Here is a 17,163-nt window from a genome sequence, read left to right on the forward strand (position 1 = left end):
AAAACGGCCTAACCTCAGCACAATGGGTGGATAGGCCACGCAATCGGCCATATAGCAGGGAGGGGAAAAGATGAGGAATTTACTAATCATTGCAATGGTGTTGGTGTTGGCAGGATGCAAGTTGTTCGCCGGCCAGGTGGTAAGCAAACATGGCAAATACGAAAACCTCCAGGCTCTGGACGAGTTCGCCCTGGATGTGGAAAAAGGCCGTGATGCAGAGCTTCGGTTTGTTGAGTATGGAATTGAAGGCCAGCGGGGTGTACGCGAGCTTGAATACAATGAAGATAGCGGCATCATTGTTAATTACAGCGTTGATGGAGAGTAAATAAGCACGTATACATGCCAAGGTTTTATAATAAAAAAGGATGACTTTGCCAAACGGTATATTCTTACAGATTGTTCCGAAAGAGGGGACGAAGAGCTGCTTGTTCTGTACGCAAAATAACAGCTGACCAGGATTGTGTAAGCTGCCTGAAACGAAGCCGGAAACGATCAATCACCGGGAATATTAAATCAAAATCAGCTTCCGCCTCGATAAAAAACGCCCCCCTTTGCCTGCGAAAGTAGTAATATAGTAGTAACAACAAGGGGAAATAATTTTTATGGCAAGGGAGAAGCGTACAGCTTTTCGTCTGCCGCGGCAGACTGCTTTGCCTAAAAATAAAAAGGGGGAGTTTTTCATGATAGTGAAGGTGTTTGCGAATCTCCGCGATATTTGCGGGGGCTTCACGGTTGAGGTGCAGCCTGAGGGGAACCGGGTTATTGATGTTCTCGAAAAGATGGTGGAGATGTTCCCGCCGATTGAAGAGGAAATTTTTACAGCGGAACGGACCTTGAAGGATTTTGTCCATGTGTACATAAACGGCCGGAATATTGTCCATCTGCAGGACCTGCAAACAGAAGTCAGCGACTCGGACCAATTTGCGTTGTTCCCGCCAGTTGCGGGTGGCTGATATGAAAGAAGCCGTACTGGAATTCCGGGGAATCAACGTTGCGCATCTTGGCATGTACTTCGAGGAACTCGGAGCAGTCCGGAAAACGCACTCAATGCCGCTTCTGTATGAGACATCCAGCTGGAGCGCAGAAATCCTCAAAGAAGAGGAACTTAGTTTTACAAAAATATTCAAAGTGAATGCTGTACATATCTGTTTTCGGGCTGAAACGGAAACCGCGCTCGCCCAGCTGATAAAAAACTACCGCTACAAAACGACGCGGATTGGCGGGTAATCCATGGGAGGAGAGAATCCATTGTGAAGCGTTTCCTTGTGGCATTGGGTGCATTAGTGTTAACGGCAGGCATTCTATACGGGATTGGCTACACCTTTAAAATCCCCGTGCTCATGTGGAAGTATGAGTACAGAAGTCATTCAGATGGTTTTTTCCTGCAAACAGGTTCTGTCCTTCCCGTCTTAATTGGAGCCGCCGCGAGCTATGTGGGAGAGAAGGTATATATCCGCAGAAAACTTGGTTGAAGGCAGCCAAGTTTTTCGCTTTTTCAGGGCCGTTGGGAAATGATAAGGTCAAATTGCTTTTTACGTAAAGGAAGGAATGATTTTTTTGAAAAAAGGCATCGGGATTCTATCCGTACTTCTTGCGGCCTCCCTCTACGGGGTTGTCAATACAATAGTGAAGCTAGCCTACGCGGATCAGTTCCAATATGCCGAGCTGACGGTCAGCCAGTACGTCTATGGGTCGCTTGGCCTGCTGATTCTCGTTCTTGTAACGAGGACATTCAGCAAGGTGTCGTTAAAGGATTTCGGCAAGCTTTTAGCAGTTGGGGCTATCGGTCTTGGCGGGACAAGCATGGCTTTATATGCGAGCCTCGCCTATGTGCCAACCTCCGTGTCACTCGTCATGCTGTTTCAGTTCACCTGGATTGGACTTTTGATTGAGCGGTTTGTTTTTAAAAGGAAAATCCGCCGCAATGAACTGCTTGCGGTTGCAATCATATTGGTTGGGACTCTGTTCGTTTTGCGGGTAACTTCGATTGATGCAGGGACACTTAATACAGCTGGCTTGGTTTACGGCTTCCTGGCTGCCGTTTGTTACTCGGTCTTCTTAACGGGTGCATCGGTACTGCCGGCTTCAATTCCGGAGTTTTATAAAAACTTCCTGATGATTGGCGGGACAACGGTTCTGCTGTTAATCGGCTTTGCAACAACAACACCGCCTGCCGACATGAATCCATTTGGCGATGTGCTTGGCTGGGGCATTCTGCTGGGGCTGCTGGCACAGATTATCCCGCCCGTGCTGTTTACGTATGGAGCACCGAAAATCGGCGGGACGCTTACATCCATCCTAAGTTCCGTTGAGCTCCCGGTCGGCATTATCCTGTCCTACTTGATTGTCGGGGAAGAAGTTGTCCTCGTCCAATGGTTCGGGATGCTGCTGATCCTCACTGGAATCGTCGTTTCACAACTGGGGACGTTCAAAACCGTGCAGGATGAATAATGGCTCAGAGGAGGAGACCTTTGAGCCATTCGCCGTTATTCAAACAAAGAGATTTCAGGATCTTTTCCATAACAATAAACAAGCAGCGCGTGCAATTGCGCTCTGTGGTGATACACGTGCGCTAAAATTTCAAGCAGCCATTCATACCTCGTGTACGAGACCCCCCAATAGGAAGTGGTTTCTTGCTGAAGTTCATCATCGGTATAGTTTTTGTACCTTTCTTCTAGTGCTTTGAAATTAGCAAAAAGAGCAGCCTTAATGTCAATGAGGTTGCTGTATGGAATGCTTGCATAAAGGTGGCTCATTTCCTCCTGTGTGGCACCGTTTGAAATAGCCATATCCGCTCTGCAAATGGTTGCGAGGTGCCCGAGTAATTCCCCAACCGAAAATTTGTCTGGATGAGGCCGCTTTGGTAAATCGGATTCTTCCAGTTGGTCAATGATGGAAGCTGTTGTATAGATGGCAATTTCTATTTGATGCAGCGTGCTTTTGCAGTATGTATTCAATGTATCCTCCTCAAGATTCTGGCTCGTATTGTCCATGGCAAAAGCTGTGGCCACCAATATTATTTCAGAGACGTCAAGAACCTTTATTGACGACCGAAGCCCCCACTTTTTTACCTTCAGGGTCGTCAAGAAGCTCTATTGACGACCGAAGCCTGCACTTTTTTACCTTCAGGGTCGTCAAGAAGCTCTATTGACGACCGAAGCCTGCACTTTTTACCTTCAGGGTCGTCAAGAAGCTCTATTGACGACCGAAGACTCTACTTTTTTACCTTCAGAGTCGTCAAGAAGCTCTATTGACGACCGAAGACTCTACTTTTTTACCTCCAGAGTCGTCAAGAACCTTTATTGACATCGTGAATCTCGCAAAGTTGCGATTAGGAAAGCAAGTAGTCCAACACCTGAGGCATTCTTTTTGCAAAGAAAGAATAATGATGAGCGGCGCCGTCAATTATCTCAAAACGGGAATTCACCACTTTTTCCTTCAGCAGGGCATACACAGTTCGATTCGATTCAAGGAATCCTTTGCTGATACGCTCATCATTGGGAACCTCGGAATTACCGCAGTCCATATAAAATTTCTCGATTCCAACAGGCTTTGAGCGGGTCAGCATGTTTTCAACTTCCTCCTGATTCCGCCAAAAGGCAACGGAAATCGCAGCCACCCGCTTAAAAATATCGGGGTAGAGAAAAGCTGCCCGAGCGGTAATCAATCCGCCAAGTGAACAGCCGGCCATCATCGTATTGTCTGGATTAGTTTTATATGTCCGGTCGATATACGGTTTAAGCTCATTCACAATATAATCAATATACTCGTCGCCCTTGCCTCCATGCGGACTAAGCGAGCCAATCAACTCCTTGCTGAATTCGCCGCATGGCCATGGGCAATACTGGTCAAATCGGCCCTCGGTTGTAGGCGGTGTATCAATTGCCACGACAATTAGGCCGATCCCCGCTTCATCAAGGTAATCCCCAAGCCGGAGCGAGACGCCGCCGCCAATCGCTTCCTCATCCCGAAACACATTTTGGCCGTCGTGTATGTAGAGGACGGGGTAATGAGATTTAGACTCTGTATACCCTTTTGGCAGATAAACTCTGATAGTCCGCTCCTGATTAAACGGTGTAACCATCATCTTTAATTCTTCAATCATCGAAAAGCCCCCTATATAATTTGCGTCGAACAATCCTGTGTAACAAGAAAAAGCGGGTGGTGCCTGGCAATGTTCGGTTAGAAAATTCGGTTTCTGCCTGGCACTGTTCGGGTTATGTGCCCGTGAAAAAGGCTCCCCGCACATACGAATTTGGTTCTGCCTGACACGGCGAAAAAAGGCTCCCGCACATTCACGGCGCGGAAGCCCAAGATCTTTTTTTGAAAAATTAAACCAGCTGTGTTCCCGGAGCTTCTGTTGCTGGCAGGATGCCAAGTTCGCGAAGCTTGTCTTCAGGAACGATGCCGTCTCTCCAGCCCCGGACCTGATAGTACTCCTCGAGCATGATATCCATGCGGCTTACATGTCCAGCGCTGTTTCCGGACGCAGGCTCTTCAGTGAAGCGCTTCGGCAGGAAGTCGTCCTCGCGCTTATTGAGTCCGGCAAGGTTATTGTAATAGCGCTCAAGATTGTAAATCCGCTCCCCGGCCTTCATGACTTCATCAGCAGTCAGAGTGTTACCGGTCATTGTGCTGTACTGCTCAGCATAATGCTCGGCATTTTCAGAGAACGAAGAGAATTTACAGATGTTCATAGAGTCGGAGAATGCGAGTAAATCCTGGAATATTTTCAGAAGCTCGCCTTTTCCTTCAGCAGCCAACCGGTCAACTGGCTCAGGAATTCCGGCAATCTCGGCAGCAACAGTGTAGCCGCGCAGGTGGCAGGCACCGCGGTTGCTCGTTGCGTAGCCAAGGCCGATACCCTGGATGCCGCGAGGGTCGTATGCTGGAATCGATTGGCCTTTAACAGACATCGACAGCTCAGGCGCACCCCAAATTGCCGTTGCGCGCGCAGGTCCTTCAGCAAGAACGCCGCCAAGACCTTCGCGGTAAGCGATTTGCCTTGTCAGTTCGATCATTGCATCGGCATCGCCCCATTCAAGGTTCTCTTCGATGATGCCTTTTTCGGAAGCTTCCATCGTAACGGAGAAGGCGTGGCCAAGCTCGATTGTATCGATTCCGTATTCGTTGCATCGGTCGATCAGGTATGAAATCGCTTTTGCATCGCTCAGCAAACAGTTTGAACCAAGCGACCATGCTGATTCGAATTCAATGCTCTCAACGCGTGTTTTGTACGGGCCGTCCTTGACCTCGACTTCAATCTTACAGCCGACAGGGCAGGCGTGGCATGTATTGTTCGCAACAAGAAGGTGCTTGTTCACATACTCGCCGCTATGTAGCTCTGCCTGATCCCAGTGAGTCAATTGGGAGTTCTTCGTAGGCAGGGCGCCGACTTCGTTGATGAGGTTTGTAAGGACATTTGTGCCGTAAACGGACAAGCCGCCTTTATTTGGTGCAGTCAGGCCGCCTTCAAGGATGGCTTTGACTGCTTTTTTATTTGCTTTTTGGTATTCTTCAGGCTGTGCTGGAACTGGCATATTGCCTTTTTGGGCTGCCTTGATGACAATCCCTTTCAGCAATTTGGAGCCTGCTACAGCAGCTGTGCCGCCGCGGCCTGCTGCACGGTCGTGTTCATTGATAAACGCAGAGAAGAGGACTTTGTTTTCTCCGGCCTGGCCGATGGTGATGACGCTCAAGTCTTCTGCGCCATACTGGTCCTTCATTGCCTGAACGGTAGCACGCGTGCTTTGCCCCCAGACAGTGGAAGCATCGCGCAGTTCAGCGTTGCCATCCTCGATATAAAGGTAGACAGGCTTGTCGCTCTTTCCTTTAAAAATAACATTGTCAAAGCCAGCCCATTTCAGGCGTGCCGCAGTCCAGCCGCCAATATGGGAATCTGTTACTGTCCCTGTCAGCGGGGACTTTGTTACCACGCAGAGGCGTCCACTCATTGAGGAACGTGAACCTGAAACAGGCCCTGTCATGAAACAGAGAATGTTTTCCTCTGAGAGCGGTTCCACCTCAGGCCCGTTGTCCAGCACGTACTTAACCCCAAGCCCGCGCCCGCCAATGTACTTCCGTGCATCTTCTTCGTTGATGCTTCTGTACTCAACTGTGCCATTCGTCAAATCAACTACCGCTTCCTTGTTTTTGAAGCCGCCAAGATTCATTGATTTGCAACCCCCTTACATTATTTGGTTAAAATCTCAGAAAAACTGGCATCCGCCAGTATTTTGGGCGAATGGCCATAGTTTTTCTTATGCGTTAGGAATGCATGGAGAATACTTCCTAATAGCTAAAATATGCATATACGTCTATTAAAATTCGACACTCTATTTTCATTTTCCTTCTATTAATCGAAAAACAAATTGAAATTTTTAGAATATTTATTTTTAAAAATGGGCTGATAATAAGATTCGCAATGAAGATATAAGCCATTTCCGCATGTATATGAGCTGATTTAGCGTGATATGAGCCAATTTAGCGTGGATATGAGCCTCATATGAGCCGTTTTGGCATGGATATGAGCAATTAGACAATATATGGGATTTCAAACCACTCGAAAAATAATAACCAGACAGCTATAGTAATAGATAAGAGACTTTTGAGATGAGGGATAGAATGAATGGATTGGAACGTTATTCACGCCAAATTCTATTTAAGCCAATTGGGGAAAGTGGGCAGAAGAAGCTGCTCGAGAGCCGCGCTGCAATCGTCGGAATGGGCGCTCTGGGTACTGTCATTGCCAATCATATGGTTCGTTCGGGTGTAGGATTTGTCCGCCTGATCGACCGCGACCTTGTCGAACTGTCCAACCTGCAGCGCCAGACGCTTTACACCGAGGAGGATGCGCGAAAAAACCTGCCTAAGGCAGTTGCTGCCGCCCAAAGGCTCAGGTCAATTAATTCGGAAATTACAATAGAAGAGATTATTGCAGATGTAAACCTCGATAATGCCGAGGAGCTCCTCGGGGATGTTGACGTCATTATTGATGGGACCGACAATTTTTCGGCACGTTATTTAATGAATGATATTGCTGTGAAATACAATATTCCATGGGTGTATGGCGGGGCGGTCAGCTCGCGGGGCATGTTCGCCGTAATAATACCTGGCAAAACACCTTGCTATCGCTGCCTGTTTCCCGATGCACAGACCGGACTCGGAGAAACATGCGATACGATTGGGGTGTTGTCACCAATCACAGAAATCATCGGCTCGTTCGAGGCAATGGAGGCACTGAAAATCCTTGTCGGCGCACCGCACAACCCAAACCTTGAGCAAATCGACATCTGGTACAATTCAACAATGCAGATGGACATCTCGAAGGGCCGCAACCCGGACTGCCCATGCTGCGCACAGAAGCAATTCGATTTCCTTGACCGCTCATCGGACAAGCAGGTCGCTTTTTCAGCACTATGCGGACGTGACACCGTCCAAATCAATCCTCGGAAAAAGAAACCGGTTGAGCTGGAAAAACTCGCTGCCATATTGAAGGAAGCAGGCACCGTGACCGCCGCGAATCCATTCCTCTTAAAGTTCAAGCCGGACGAGAACATCTCAATGGTTTTTTTCAAAGATGGCCGCGTCCTCGTGCATGGAACCAACGACCTGTCCGAGGCAAAATCCTACTTTGCCAGGTACAGCGGTTTCTAATAAAAGCAAAGATACCTAAACTCTGGCAGTACGGAACCCCCGTACTGTCTTTTTTGTGCAATTGTCTAGTGAAGAATGGTTAATAAAATACACACGAAATCTTTACGTATACTTAATATTTAGAAGAATAGAGTGAGATATAGTTAAGATGTTTACCATTTAGTAATCCAATAGTCCTATAAGTAGAGAGAATTGCGACAGTGTAAATCAAGAGAGGGGTACAACATGAGTTGGTTCAATAATTTAAAGATTAACAGAAAGCTATTTATTTCTTTTTTGGCAGTGGCCGCGTTGGCGGGGATTGTCGGAGTGATTGGAATTATTAATATAAAAAGTATTAATGAGGACTATTCAAATTTATATGTCCAAAATGCCATCCCAGTAGGGGACATGGGGAGGATTTCAGCTGACTTTCAAAACATTAATTCCTCACTTAGAGATTTAATTTTGGCAAAGGATCCCCAGAAGAAAGAGGAGCAGTTATCCAAACTCGCAGAACTGGAAAAACACCTGGAAAAATACAAAAATGCATATAAGAATAGCATCCAGGATGCTAAAACCCGAGAGATGTTCACAAAACTTAATGATGCCCTACTTGAATTTGAAGCTGCCAGGGAAGCGGTTAAAACTCTTGTTAAAGAAAATAAAAATGAAGAAGCGTATGCCGTGCTTTTAGCCAGAGGGGTACAGCCAGCATTAGAAGCGGACAAAGTGATTAATGAGTTGTTTAATCAAAAGGTAGAGATCGGATTAAGCGAATCCCAGGGTTTAACCCAGCAAGCCAATAGGACAGTAAGCACAATGCTCGCTGTCGTCATTTTGGCTGTTCTGGCTGCATTAGCACTAGGATTTATTGTGGCACGCAGTATCAAGAAACCAATTGAGACGATTGTTGAGACAGCTGAAAAGATTGCAGATGGCGATTTGGATGTAGATATAAATATACATACTAAGGATGAGATTGGTGTCCTTGCGGGTTCTTTCCGAAAAATGTCAAATAACCTGAATGGGGTAATGTACGAGGTACAGACTGCAGCTGAACAAGTGGCAACAGGCTCAAAGCAGGTATCAGAATCAAGTAACTCTCTATCAAAGGGGACTGAAAAGCAAGCAAGCTCTGTGGAACAGCTGTCAGCTTCAGTAGAGGAAATTTCCACACAGACCACTCTTAATGCTGGGAATGCATTTGAAGCCAATAAATTGACGCAGGATGCAATGGTAATAGCAGAGACAGGAAATGAGGAAATGAATCAAATGGTTAAGGCAATGGAGGATATTGCTGCCTCTTCTAAAAGCATCTCTAAAATTACGAAGGTTATTGATGAAATTGCCTTCCAAACAAATATACTGGCTTTAAATGCTGCAATAGAAGCTGCAAGAGCTGGACAACATGGAAGGGGATTTTCAGTGGTTGCTGAAGAAGTGCGTACTCTTTCCATAAAATCGGCCAATGCTGCTAAAGAAATAACTGATATGATTCAAGAATCAATCAAAAAAGTAGAAGGCGGAACAACTATTGCCAATCAAACCGCACAGAGCTTGGAAAAGATTGTTTACGATGTTACCAAGGTGGCTGATATTGTAAATGGAATTTCGGCTTCATCGAGTGAACAGGCGATAGCCATCCAACAGATAAACCAAGGAATTATGGAAGTTTCAAAGGTGGTACAATCCAATTCAGCAACAGCAGTTAAAAGTGCCGCCGCAAGTGAAGAACTATCAAATCAGGCTGAAGTATTAAGAAGTAAGGTCGGACAATATAGATTAAAGGATACCCCCATCCCCGAATTGTACCAAACCGAAGAACTAACAGAACCAGAAGGCAGCCCTCATGAACAGCAAATTGAAATTGCTTTAGCTGAAACAGCTGCAACAAGCCAAAGAGAAATTTAATCAAAGGGTTTTTAAGGTTCACTTGGTCTTTAGTTTTTCGGCTATAGTTTTTTTGGAATACCTGTCAATCTGAACTCGGCCTTGCTCAGCCTTGATAATCGTTTGAGGTTCACCTATTTTTGGTATTGTTTTCATGATTTCATCTACAACCATGAAAAATGAGGCCGGTAACCCCGGCCTCTATCCTATAAAGGCCTCTTCATAAATTTATTCACATCCCGGAAACCCATTTTTTCGTATAGGCTCATCGCTATGTCGTTGTGGACGTAAACGTTGAGGCCCGCCTCCGGATAGCCTTGGTCTTTAAATTCCTTTAGCGCCTCGTCAATTAGCAGCTTGGAAAGCCCTTGGCCGCGGTATGAAGGTTTCACATAAATATCACTGATCCAGCCGATTTCCTCTCCGGTCAAATAGTCAAATGCCTTGTCGACATACACCCAGCCAACCAGTGTTTCCCCATCCATCAGGCAGCGGAAGTAGGCACCGTATTTCGCTGAATGTTCATATGCCTCAATCATGCGTTGGCGGTTATCCTCGGCAACATGGTTAGTTGCCTCGCGCCGGTTTACACCAGCGAGCTCGTATATTTCCTCCAGCTCCGTTTCGGAAGCCGTCTTAAAGGTTAACTTCATTGTTTATCCCCCATCCTTCATAACATCATTCAATATTCTCCGGCCTGCTTTGTAATTCCTGCAGCCAATTCGAAACAACTTCTTAGATAATGACTTCATTTTAACCTGGCAGTAACTTGTGTAAACTTATAGTTTTTCAGATAATTCTTAGGGTTGAGCATGTTTTAAAAATAGCCAGCCCCTTTGGTTACATATTTGCTAATCAATGTACAATCCATTGGGCATATTTTGCCTTTCAGCAAAGAGTGAAATGGTTCCAATACAGCTTATTGGCTACATTTTGACTTGCTGGGAACGTAAAATGATTCCAATAAAGCTTATTGGGCACATTTTGCCTTCCTGCAAAGGGTGAAATGGTTCCAATAGGTCATCATCAATCACCATTGACTCTCCCTGTTCATTTTTCAGCCTTCGATTAATCTACTATTTATAAACATTTCCTTCCGTGCGCAATTAAATCACTCGTTCGACTAGCCAAAAATTTCTTACCTCACTCTTCCGGGTTTCGCTTTCTTAACCCGGTACGGTTGGCTTAGGTTTTTATTGCAAAGGATAGAGGGTATATGAATAGGGAAAGTAGACTGCAGTAGACACGGAGAGACGAGGATGCTAAAACGGCGGATTGAATTTGTTTTTGTGATAGCACTGACCATTTGCTTGTATATGGTCGTTTATACAAACATAGGGCCTTGGTGGAAGCTGGGGTTCGGTGGTTTGTATGCGGGGATTATTTTGATCAGCGTTGTGTCGCTGTGCCTGGAGAACCGCTCGGCCCCGCACACGCTTGTCTGGATTTATGTGCTGGTGTTCATCCCGGTGCTGGGCTATATTTTTTACTTGTACTCGGGCCAGCTTTACTTGAAGGGCTATTTGTTCAAACATAAGCGGCAGCTGAACCGCAGTCAGTGGGAGAGGATGATGCGGTCGGAGACATCTCCGGATTTGACGTTTTTTGTGGAAAATCAGGAGAACTTCGCCAAGTTTGCGGCAAAGGCCGCGAAAACGCCAATTTCAACGTCTTCCCGTTCGGTTGTTTTAAAAAATGGCAAGGAGACATTCAGCCAGATTATTGAAGAGCTGCGCAAAGCTGAGACGTTCATTCATATCGAATATTATATATTCCGGTCTGATCGGCTTGGCCAGGAGATTATTGATATTTTAATTGAAAAGGCGAAGGCCGGGGTCGAGGTGCGGTTCATTTACGATGCGGCGGGGAGCCTCAGCCTCAGGTTGACGGATATTAGGAGAATGAAGAAAGCAGGGATCAATGCGCGGCCGTTTTCACCGCTGAAGTTCGGATTTTTCAACCAGAAATTCAACTTCCGAAATCACCGGAAAATTATTATTATTGATGGGAAAGTGGGATTTGTCGGCGGGTTGAACGTCGGCGTCGAGTATTTGGGTGAGGATAAGAACTTCGGCTACTGGCGCGATACGCATATGATGCTGACCGGCGAGGCAGTCTACACACTTCATACCGTTTTCTTGCTTGACTGGGAGTATGTAAGCCGTGAAAAGGTCCTCGATTACGAGCATGCGAAAAAATATACTATCGATGATGGTACTCTCGATGGCGCAATCCAGGTTGTCGCCAGCGGCCCCGACACGCAGCAGGGTATCATGAGCGATTTTTATTACGCATTGATGGCGAGCGCACAGCAGTCAATCTGGATTGCGACTCCGTATTTTGTTCCGGATGAATCGATTCGGACGGTTCTCAGGATTGCCGCGGCCAAAGGGCTTGAGGTACGGATCATGGTGCCGGAAATTAACGACAGCTTCCTGACTCAATATGCGACGCGCTCGTATTTTTCCGAACTGCTCCGCTATGGGGTCGAGATTTATTCATATAAAAAAGGCTTCCTGCACCAGAAGGTCATTATCATCGACGGAAATCTTGCCTCAATCGGGACCGCGAACATGGACATGCGCAGTTTCCATCTCAATTTTGAGGTAAATGTCTTCCTGTACGGGACAAGCTCGATACGTGATTTAGTGGCTCATTACGAGGATGATATGGAGCACTCTGAAAAAATTGGTGCTGTCGAGTTTTACAAACGCGGGCTGTGGAACAGGATGAAAGAATCCTTCGCACGGTTGTTCTCCGGGGTGCTGTGATTTGACCGTATACGAGTGCGTGCATGCAAAATGGCTGATTGCTGGTGAGTTAGTGGCGAAGTTTGGCTAAATGCGGATTGTTCGCTCTATCGAACGAAATAATCATTTATCGGTCATTCCGGCAGCTTTATCGGTCGTTCCGCAAAATTTATCGGTCAATGCAACACAAAGCAACACATAGAACGAACAGCGGTGCTGCACCGACCACTAAAATAGACTTTTTTTCTAAAGAGGGTAAAATATATAATTAATATAAAGGAGGGGTTGCAATGAGTATTCAGGAGAGGATTATTGCCGAGCTGCATGTGAAGCCTGAGATTGACCCGAAGGAGGAAATCCGCAAACGGATTGATTTCTTGAAGGCGTATTTGGTGAAGGCACGCGCAAAAGGATTTGTGCTCGGGATTAGCGGCGGGCAGGATTCGACGCTGGCCGGGAAACTAGCGCAGCTTGCAGCCGAGGAACTCAGAGCAGAAGGTACTGATGCGAAGTTCGTCGCAATCCGCCTGCCATACGGTATCCAGAAGGATGAAGATGATGCCCAGCTAGCCCTTGATTTTATCAAGGCCGATGAGGAGTATGTGTTCAATATCAAGTCAGCCGTTGACGCAGTCGAACTGGAATACAACAAGGCGAGCGACGGCAAGGACCTCGCTGATTTCCAGAAGGGCAATGTGAAGGCACGCCTTCGGATGATTGCCCAGTATGCGGTTGCTGGTATGGAAGGGATGCTCGTAATTGGCACCGACCATGCGGCTGAAGCTGTAACCGGATTTTTCACAAAGCATGGCGACGGCGGTGCTGACGTGCTGCCATTGACTGGCCTGAACAAGCGCCAGGGACGCCAGTTAATGATTGAACTTGGTGCTGTGGAGCGGCTTTACTTGAAGGTGCCAACAGCGGATCTGCTTGACCATAAGCCAGGCCAGTCCGATGAAACCGAGCTTGGGATTTCCTATGAAGTAATCGATGATTTCCTTGAGGGCAAATCGATACCGCCTGATGACGCGGCGAAAATCGAAACACGTTACCTCATTTCTGAGCATAAGCGCCATACACCAGCGAGCATGTTTGATGAGTGGTGGCGGGACTAAAATGTAAAACTTTAATCAGTGGGGGACTAGCCCTCACTGATTTTTTGCATGGCACCGGGTGTGGCGAATTCCATAAAAATGGTATTTTCTCGACGAAAACATAGTCAGCATTGGGAGTTTTGTCGAGAAAGTAATCTTTTCTAGACGGTATGCATTAGAAAGATGGAATTCCGTCTAGAAAGTTACATATTGTGGAAACTGCTTGCTGCCTCGCGAAGAGTTGGCCCGTCAACTTTCAGCGGTTGACTGGCTTCGGCCCCTCAAAAACGATTTAGCAACGAGTACCTCATCCAAAGTAGTCCTACATTCCTCAAAAAAGCTGAACCCCTGATGTTTTGAAAGTACATTCCAACCGACCAGCCAATAAAAAAGCGCCCCCTAAACGGGAGACGCCATATTTTCTATTCGATTTCTTCGACTACGAACACCGGGAAGCTGCGCTCCTCCAAGTTTTCATCGGTGACAGTTGCCTTCTTTTTGTACGTGCCGATGAAGGTATAGCTCGCATACTCCATCAAATCGTCCCACTCGACCAAAATATAGTCCGCTATCCAGTAGCCGAGCTCGTCGTTGTATTCTTCGCTAATCCGAATCCAGCCATAGCCGTCCTTGACCATATCAACCGTATCACTAAAACGGACCTTTTCACCCTTGTAGTTTTCAAGCTCGGTGGCTTCAATGTCAACGTAATCGACTAGAATTTCATCAAATTCATAATATCCATCCATACTCAGTGAGAAGTAGACCATTTCTCCGTCACCCTCGCCGGTAGGATTGTCAGCCAGCAATACACCATCTGATTCGATTTTAAGACTATCTGCTTCGATATCGAGAATCTTTACAAGGCTTTCGTTCTGAATATCATATGCGACATAGCGGTTTGCCCGCTCTGCTGAATCTGCTTCAAAGTAAATGACCGGGTCAGGTCCGGTGCCATATGAAGCGGAGAACTGGAATTTTTTTGCCGGTAGTGGCACTGAATCCGAATTGGTTACAACATCGATGCTGACTCTCCGGCTTGTTGTAGCCGTATCGGTACCGCCGCTGTCATCCTCACTGTTCGGAACTCCATCGCTGTCAGAGTCTTCCTGATCATCCTGTATCCCATTTCCATTTATATCTTCGTCACTATTAGGTATTCCATCACTATCGGAGTCTTCATTGCCATCAAGGACGCCGTTTCCATCCCAGTCTTCCTCCGAATTTGCAATACCATTCCCATCCCAATCACCTTCAACGGTTCCCTGAGTGACGGTCCTCGTAACCTTTCCGAAATAAAGCATTCCGACTTCCGATATCGCAGCGACATAGCTGTCTGCCCCAAATCTGTCACGGCCGTCAAGCACCTGGACAAACTTCTCATCGGGATACTCCCGCTGAAGCACGCGTACCGGTTCATGCAAATCCCACTCAACCTCAAGAGATGCGATCTGCTCCGAGTAGTCAGCCATCGGCTCCAGTGCCTTATAAATCTCAATTGCTTTCTCATACGAATGGTTGCTTGCAAGCTGCCCGGCCATCTTTTCAAGGCCGGATAGCTTTGATGTACGGTAGGCAAACGCCTCGCCATTCTTCAAAGCGGTTTCAAGATCGCTCGCATCCTTTGCGCGCTGGACGAACGTCTTATAATCTTCTTTTTCAAAAGGCTCTTCTAGCATCGCTAGCAAAAACCCATCGAGTTTATCAAACAGCCATCCGGACTCCATATTGAATCGTTTCAGCTGGTCAAACTGGCGCTCACCTTCCTGAACAGCCGGATAAAACGTATCCGCGGTGAGAACTTTTTCAAGCTGTTCGGAAAAATAAGCTGTAAAATTCTTCTCAATAGTGGAAACCTTTTTCGCCTTTCCTCCGTAATAAGAAGGCGGAATCATTGAGAAACTGTCGAAAACAGTCAGCTCCTCATCAGCGAGAAGACTGCCTTTAAGCCTAGAGGACAGATTGCGAATATGCTCAGCAAAATAGGCCTTAAAATCCTTTTCGATCTTTGTGAAGGCAACCATCTCGCCAAGCATATCCACCTCGGCGGCTGTGCCCTTCAACCACTTTGTCCTATAGTTCTGAAACTGGGCTTCCATCTTAACCAGTCCTGCCAAGTCTCCATCTTCAACATAGTCAGCAGCTTGTTCATCTAAATGCTCCATCAGCTCACGGATCGGAGACAGCTCAGCTAGCCGGGCATTGATTGCATCATTATGGTCACTGACCGACACATTTAGCTTTGCAGCCCGGAATTTCTCTTCTGCCGCACGCATTTTTCCGGCAGCGTAAAGCGCCTCAGCCTCGTTGAAGGTGGCAATCTTCTCATGAGCCAGTGCGATCTTCGCACCGACCCCAACTAGGCAAAAAGCCAAAATAACCAGTAGCAAATTCCTGGACAAACTCAACTTCCTGTAGGAAGTCAAACGATTACGAATCGACATTTCCAAGTTCCTTTCTTTTTGGAAAAAGGGGCCGACGCCCCAGTATCACATTTTTCAGACAGACTCCTACGCCACTAGTATCTATTGGACAGGGTCTGCCACCGTCCCGTACAGCTCCTTGAACTCAGGGTCAAACCCATACTTCCGTTCAGCGGTCTGCCTCGCCCGCAAGCGAAGCGGTCCCCAGTTTTCCTCGGGATCAGCTTCAAGGATCCTGCAAAGGCGAAGCAGACGGTCCTTAGGGAAATGCTCGAGGAATTCAAGAATAAACCCGGGGAATTCTTGGATATACAGCTTTGCCCGGACTGCGGAACCGGCAACACTAATCAGCGCATCAAAGCCAAAATCATTTTCAATCTCGTACCGATAATCAATGAAATAAGCTATTACATTTCGCGTGACAAGTGAGCGGTCAAGCCTGATTGCTTCGAGCGCATAGAGAAGAAAATCCTTATCGTAGGTGGAAGGAACGAGCGAATCAAGCTCCAGCTCCATATCCTTTCGAAGTTCAATATCATTCAGAACCATGATGCGCCGAATCCGGATTTGATCGTTTTTAATAAAATCGCTGATTTCAGTCAGTTTTTCATACGCCTCGGCAACCCGGCCTTCCCTAACATCAATCCGTGCCTGCTCGCTGTCGAACATGATGCCACGCTGGATCCTCAGTGAATCCGAATCAAGCAGTTTCTTGAGCTGAAGGAAATACTCGCTTGTAAGAAAAAAGCCAGTCATCAGGCAATAGCCGAGACAAAAAATCAAGCCAGCAATCAAGCAGTAGTAAAGGGAATCAAGTGTGGTTGCGAACATGATGCCAACGGACACGAGAACCAAAATAATCGCTGCCTCATTGCCCAGTTTTGTCCGGAACATTGATTTGGCCAATTTTTCAACATATGTATAGTGCGAACCGCACTTCGGACAGGTATCATCCTTCAGCACCGAATACCGGTTGCATTTTTTGCACATCTTCAGCTTTTGGAAGAGGTGAAGAGTCCGCTTTTTCCCTGAAATCTGCACAGCCTGCTTAGCCATGGAAATCACCTTCATTCAGCTTTTTAACAAGCTGCTTATCAAGGTCCTTAAAATCGCCTGTCTGCCGCTTGTTCCTAACAAGAGTCCATAGCTTCCAGCACGCGATAACCAGCAGGAACGCGGTAAAAAATAATTTGTACATTAGAACTTCCCCCGCATAGTGTATCTTTTTTCCAATCTTGTTCGTCTTTTCATTATAGGCAATCATAAACTATTTTTCTATAAATTTTCAGTATAGGTAAAATTGAGTACTAGTGGTAAAATGGTAGAAAAAACCTAGTTTTGTCGAATAAGGATTGCATCGGAGGGTTC

The 17,163-nt window shown here is 46.5% G+C and carries 16 protein-coding genes; 9 read left to right on the top strand and 7 right to left on the bottom strand.

Annotation, left to right across the window (positions count from 1 at the left end; genetic code table 11):
- The first annotated feature begins 70 nt into the window (after positions 1-70).
- From TY16_RS03685 to TY16_RS03705, 5 genes are all read left to right on the top strand, one after another.
- Entirely contained in the window at positions 71-325 is a 255-nt protein-coding gene (locus TY16_RS03685; protein WP_043930405.1) for a DUF4362 domain-containing protein, read from the top strand.
- A 355-nt stretch (positions 326-680) separates the two neighbouring features.
- Positions 681-953: a ubiquitin-like small modifier protein 1 gene (locus tag TY16_RS03690; protein ID WP_043934477.1), complete on the top strand. Its 273-nt coding sequence runs from the start codon at positions 681-683 to the stop codon at positions 951-953.
- 1 nt (position 954) lies between these two features.
- Positions 955-1,227 carry a hypothetical protein gene (locus TY16_RS03695; RefSeq protein WP_043930407.1) on the top strand — a complete coding sequence of 91 codons (273 nt, stop codon included), beginning with the start codon at positions 955-957 and terminating at the stop codon, positions 1,225-1,227.
- Between the two features lie 23 nt (positions 1,228-1,250).
- On the top strand, positions 1,251-1,472 hold the full coding sequence (locus TY16_RS03700) for a hypothetical protein (protein ID WP_081772869.1): 222 nt from the start codon (positions 1,251-1,253) through the stop codon (positions 1,470-1,472).
- Between the two features lie 85 nt (positions 1,473-1,557).
- The gene (locus TY16_RS03705) at positions 1,558-2,451 is read left to right on the top strand and encodes a DMT family transporter (RefSeq protein WP_197028352.1); all 894 of its coding nucleotides are present in this window, start codon (positions 1,558-1,560) and stop codon (positions 2,449-2,451) included.
- 35 nt (positions 2,452-2,486) lie between these two features.
- On the opposite strand, the gene TY16_RS03710 is transcribed toward TY16_RS03705, so the two are convergent.
- The 3 genes from TY16_RS03710 to TY16_RS03720 form a co-directional block, all read right to left on the bottom strand.
- Positions 2,487-2,957 carry a DinB family protein gene (locus tag TY16_RS03710; protein ID WP_043930411.1) on the bottom strand — a complete coding sequence of 157 codons (471 nt, stop codon included), beginning with the start codon at positions 2,955-2,957 and terminating at the stop codon, positions 2,487-2,489.
- Between the two features lie 374 nt (positions 2,958-3,331).
- Complete coding sequence (locus TY16_RS03715; protein WP_043930412.1) at positions 3,332-4,105, bottom strand: alpha/beta hydrolase; 774 nt, start codon at positions 4,103-4,105, stop codon at positions 3,332-3,334.
- Positions 4,106-4,331: 226 nt separating this feature from the next.
- Positions 4,332-6,173, bottom strand: coding sequence for an aldehyde ferredoxin oxidoreductase family protein (locus TY16_RS03720; protein WP_043930413.1), 1,842 nt, complete (start codon positions 6,171-6,173; stop codon positions 4,332-4,334).
- 451 nt (positions 6,174-6,624) lie between these two features.
- Here TY16_RS03720 and TY16_RS03725 point away from each other — a divergent pair, with 451 nt between their 5' ends.
- Both TY16_RS03725 and TY16_RS03730 read left to right on the top strand, forming a co-directional pair.
- Entirely contained in the window at positions 6,625-7,656 is a 1,032-nt protein-coding gene (locus TY16_RS03725; protein WP_043930415.1) for a ThiF family adenylyltransferase, read from the top strand.
- A 225-nt stretch (positions 7,657-7,881) separates the two neighbouring features.
- On the top strand, positions 7,882-9,549 hold the full coding sequence (locus TY16_RS03730) for a methyl-accepting chemotaxis protein (RefSeq protein ID WP_052342579.1): 1,668 nt from the start codon (positions 7,882-7,884) through the stop codon (positions 9,547-9,549).
- Between the two features lie 185 nt (positions 9,550-9,734).
- On the opposite strand, the gene TY16_RS03735 is transcribed toward TY16_RS03730, so the two are convergent.
- Positions 9,735-10,181, bottom strand: coding sequence for a GNAT family N-acetyltransferase (locus tag TY16_RS03735; RefSeq protein ID WP_043930417.1), 447 nt, complete (start codon positions 10,179-10,181; stop codon positions 9,735-9,737).
- Positions 10,182-10,787: 606 nt separating this feature from the next.
- Between TY16_RS03735 and cls the strand changes: the two genes are divergently transcribed.
- Positions 10,788-12,299, top strand: a complete 1,512-nt coding sequence (gene cls / locus TY16_RS03740; RefSeq protein ID WP_043930418.1) for a cardiolipin synthase — start codon at positions 10,788-10,790, stop codon at positions 12,297-12,299.
- Positions 12,300-12,568: 269 nt separating this feature from the next.
- Positions 12,569-13,393 (top strand): ammonia-dependent NAD(+) synthetase, encoded by an 825-nt coding sequence (nadE, locus tag TY16_RS03745; RefSeq protein WP_043930420.1) that lies wholly within the window; start codon positions 12,569-12,571, stop codon positions 13,391-13,393.
- A gap of 401 nt (positions 13,394-13,794) precedes the next feature.
- Here nadE and TY16_RS03750 read toward each other — a convergent pair whose 3' ends face one another.
- The 3 genes from TY16_RS03750 to TY16_RS03760 all read right to left on the bottom strand — a co-directional run bounded on the left by TY16_RS03750 (position 13,795) and on the right by TY16_RS03760 (position 16,993).
- Complete coding sequence (locus TY16_RS03750; protein WP_043930422.1) at positions 13,795-15,774, bottom strand: hypothetical protein; 1,980 nt, start codon at positions 15,772-15,774, stop codon at positions 13,795-13,797.
- A gap of 123 nt (positions 15,775-15,897) precedes the next feature.
- Positions 15,898-16,851, bottom strand: a complete 954-nt coding sequence (locus TY16_RS03755; protein WP_043930423.1) for a hypothetical protein — start codon at positions 16,849-16,851, stop codon at positions 15,898-15,900.
- Positions 16,844-16,993: a hypothetical protein gene (locus TY16_RS03760; protein WP_155922131.1), complete on the bottom strand. Its 150-nt coding sequence runs from the start codon at positions 16,991-16,993 to the stop codon at positions 16,844-16,846. Before TY16_RS03760 ends, TY16_RS03755 begins: the two co-directional genes overlap by 8 nt.
- Positions 16,994-17,163 lie beyond the last annotated feature (170 nt).

It is taken from the genome of Bacillus sp. EB01, from assembly GCF_000613125.1.
Classification (GTDB): Bacteria; Bacillota; Bacilli; order Bacillales; family Cytobacillaceae; genus Bacillus_D.